Origin of the sequence: Okeania sp. SIO2F4, assembly GCF_010672385.1 — a bacterium.
GTDB lineage: Bacteria > Cyanobacteriota > Cyanobacteriia > Cyanobacteriales > Microcoleaceae > Trichodesmium.
In genome coordinates, this window is the sequence record NZ_JAAHGT010001133.1 from 1 (window position 1) to 2,738 (window position 2,738).

Below are 2,738 nucleotides of genomic sequence, written 5' to 3' on the forward strand. Positions count from 1 at the left end.
TCTCAGTCCTCAAGAGGGAGAAGGAGGAGGAGAAAGTTTTTTTTATAACTAATTAAGCGGACATGATATAACAATTTAATTAAATAGCTCTTAAATTGATTCTATAGTGGTTCTTATTTTAATCCCCTAGAATATTTTTTTCTCTTGCCTATTACCAGTGAAGTTGTTCCCTGAAATAGAAAACTTAGTTATTTTATCCATTTGAGAATATAGTATAATATCAAAACAAAGTATATCAATAATTATGTCGGAAAATTCTACTTCTTCATCTACATCAGAACCTACAAAAAAAGTCACAACTGCCAAGGTAGCTGAACCAGCTTTTGGTTGGAATACTTATGCTGAACGAATCAATGGCAGATTTGCTATGGTAGGATTTGTGATTTTATTGTTATTGGAATTATTTACTCATCAAGATTTGTTTTCTTGGCTAGGTTTGCGCTAGAAAAATCTAGTTTGATTTCTATTATTTGGTAGTCCTAAACAAGTGAAGGATGTATTGTAGTGCTGAATGAAGTACCAAATAGCCCCAACATGATTCTCTAATTTTTTGGAGAATGATATAATTTGTCTCAGCCTATTATTTATTGTGAGGTAAAATGTTAATACCTAGTCTTTATAATGTATTTAATTATTATAGCAGTTTAATAAAATAATACTACAAAAAGGAAAGCTATCAATTTATGCCTAGACAAGCTTATAGAATTGCATAAGCTACTTATCTCTATCATTATTTACATTTTTTTATTCAATATTTCTTTCTTCTTCCCTCTTTCTTATTCAGACCTAATACTATTTGTAACAATCTTTTTTCCAAATGGTATTAGCTATTAACCATTGAAGAAATAGTCGTCATTTCAGTTATCAGTTAACAGTTAGCTTCCTACGAAGTAACTGCGTTAACAGGTATCACTACCTCCTACTTAATTAGGAGGCAATAAAATCCTAAATTTTCTTTTTTCTCCCCTTTCAAGGGGAGACTATTAACCTTATTTCTTGGTCAGACTTGAAAACTTAGTTTTCAGTTTTCAAGGCGTATGATGTGGGATTAAAACCTCATCATACGCCTACCACTAATCAATCCTGTTTGGTGTAGGGAACTTAAATCTTGAGGTTTTAGCTGATAGCTGTTTGCGGATCATTCCTGTACGGAAATGCTAAAAAATAATAGCTAGTTAACTTTTTTCATGGTTATAAATCTGATGTTTCTCCTGATTGAATTACTTGCAGATTATACTGACCCCTACCTGTTTTATCGTAAGAGTTAACTATTACACGGTATTTACCTGTAACAGTTAAGGTAATTGTTAGTTGAGAGTTTGTATTTTTCTGGTTAATATCATCATGTTCTCCAAGTAATTCACCAGTGGGACTAAAGACTGCTAAATAAGTATCAAAATCAGGGCTTTCTAAAGTTACAGTTACTACCTGACCTTCTGTACCTTCAAAAGAATGTTCATCATAAATACTTTCATCGGATGGTAGCACTAAGTCACCATTACTAAGTGTTCCTTCTTGCTGTAAAATTACTTTTTGTTCTTGGGTGGAGGGAGTAGTTTCTGGTGATGGACTCTCCTCTGGAGTAGGAGTAATTTCTGGCAGTGGGGTTGCTTCTGGAGTGGGAGTAATTTCTGGTGATGGACTCTCCTCTGGAGTAGGAGTAATTTCTGGCAGTGGGGTTGCTTCTGGAGTGGGAGTAATTTCTGGCAGTGGGGTTGCTTCTGGAGATAAATTATCCTGGGCTAAAATTTCCGACTTAGTTAAGATTTCATTTATGTAGCTAGAATTGACAAACACCAGATCGGGTGGAACTAGAGGGAAAAATGAAGGTTTTCCCAGAATAGTTAGTAGACTAAAAGGAGCGATCGCCCAAAATCTTGCTTGACGCATTAATCACCTCAAATATATTACTTAAATTCTCCAACTAGCCTACTAGCATAGTGGGAAATAATCACAAATAATTATTAACTAAAAAAGTTTAGGGTGGATTTTAGTCAGTAGTTATACCAATTATTAAAAATATTGCTATACTTAGGAGCTGGAAAAAATAACGTTCAAAAGAATAGAACTTATTAAATACCAAGAATTGACACCACAAATATCCTTTCTTTAAGGCTATGCTTTATAAACATCTTTCTCAACATAAAATTTGACATGCGTAGACAAGTTATGAATAAGCATTTGAGAGGCTTTTTCCTGAGAAAAGTGTATTGAAAAGTACATTTTTTTAAGAAATTCACCCCAAGATTCTTACTCCCCCCTCTTCCCCCTCTTCCCCCTCTCCCCACACTCCCACAAGGTTTTCAGGAGTTCCTTATCAGGGATAGCCTCAAGGACGGGGTTTAAATATAAATATAAAATACAATTATGGCAAACTTTTTGTTCATTGGTATTACACAGTTTCAGCATAGTCATCTTTATTTTAATTTCCCAACCAATAGTTAGGGCTTGCTGATTAAATCTCAAAGCATTTACAGATAAAGGTTTGAGCTTTTTTAGGTCTTGAAAAAGTACAAGATTTTCGCATTTTGGGATCTCAAAAAGTTAGGATTTTGGGTTGACTATGCTAGAAAAATCAACGGATAACTCTTTCTCCTGCCTACTCTAAATCCCCCATTTCTCCTGACTCGGTCTTCCTACCCTCACCCATAATACTTTTTCAACAAACCCTAGTTATTATTGATTTTATTAACTGTTTTATTTATTAGTTTTCATCAGTTGATGCTAACATTTTTATC

2 protein-coding genes are annotated in these 2,738 nt (G+C 34.0%); one reads left to right on the forward strand and one right to left on the reverse strand.

The genetic code is table 11. The annotated features are described in order from the left end of the window. The first annotated feature begins 244 nt into the window (after positions 1–244). Positions 245–445: a chlorophyll a-b binding domain-containing protein gene (locus F6K22_RS37955; RefSeq protein WP_293110014.1), complete on the forward strand. Its 201-nt coding sequence runs from the start codon at positions 245–247 to the stop codon at positions 443–445. Between the two features lie 746 nt (positions 446–1,191). On the opposite strand, the gene F6K22_RS37960 is transcribed toward F6K22_RS37955, so the two are convergent. Then, positions 1,192–1,890 carry a pre-peptidase C-terminal domain-containing protein gene (locus tag F6K22_RS37960; RefSeq protein ID WP_293110016.1) on the reverse strand — a complete coding sequence of 233 codons (699 nt, stop codon included), beginning with the start codon at positions 1,888–1,890 and terminating at the stop codon, positions 1,192–1,194. Positions 1,891–2,738 lie beyond the last annotated feature (848 nt).